This window comes from Citrobacter sp. Cs237 (assembly GCF_030332325.1).
In the GTDB taxonomy this organism is placed as follows: domain Bacteria; phylum Pseudomonadota; class Gammaproteobacteria; order Enterobacterales; family Enterobacteriaceae; genus Citrobacter_A; species Citrobacter_A sedlakii.
This window is the reverse complement of the sequence record NZ_JAOWIB010000078.1, coordinates 1-786: the sequence shown is the minus strand read 5'-3', so window position 1 is coordinate 786 and position 786 is coordinate 1. Positions and strand designations below refer to the sequence as shown.

Annotated in this window: 1 protein-coding gene; it reads right to left on the bottom strand. The window is 64.4% G+C overall.

What is annotated here, in order from left to right:
* A partial coding sequence (locus OGY07_RS02900; protein WP_286598547.1) for an Ig-like domain-containing protein occupies positions 1–786 on the bottom strand: 786 nt, incomplete at both ends.

Here is a 786-nt window from a genome sequence, read left to right as displayed (position 1 = left end):
GCTGACCATCTGCGTCTGGCCGTGTTCGGCGCTGTTGATGATGTCGTCCGTCGCCACGGTGTTGATGGTCACCACCGGCGCGGCAGTGTCAACGGTCAGGGTATGGCTGGCTGAACCGGTGTTACCGGCGGCGTCTGCCACGCTGGCCGTTACGGTGCCGCTGGCGAGGGACGCCACATCCGCTGCCGGAACGGTGACGCTCCAGCTGCCGTTAGCTTCCACCTGGGCGGTGTAACTGTTGCTGCCAATGGTAACAGTCACCACCTGGCCTGCCGGAGCATTAGTGGTACCGCTGATGACCAGATCCGCCTGCGCTTCCGTGGCGTTCAGGATATCGTCTGCCGCGATGGTGCTGATGGTGATCACCGGCGCCCCCGTATCCACGCTGTAGTCGTGGGTGGCCGACGCGCTGTTACCTGCCGCATTGCTGACGCTGGCCTCCACGCGGGCGCTGCCGTCGGTCAGGGTGGATAAATCCGCAGCCGGGACGACCAGCGTCCATGCTCCGTTACTGTCAACGCTGGCGGTATATGTTTTGCCGCCAAAGGTGATGGTGACGTTCTGGCCGGCTTCCACGTTTGTGGTGGTGCCGGAGAGCGTCAGGTCCGCGCCCTGCTCGGCGGCGTTGATCACGTCGTCGGCGGTCACGCTGTTAATGGTGATGGCCGGTGCTGCGGTGTTGACGTTCACATCGTGGGTGGCCGAGCCGCTGTTGCCTGCGGCACTGGTGACGGTCACTGACACAGTGGTGGTGCCGTCGTTCAGGGCGGTGATATCTGCCGCCGG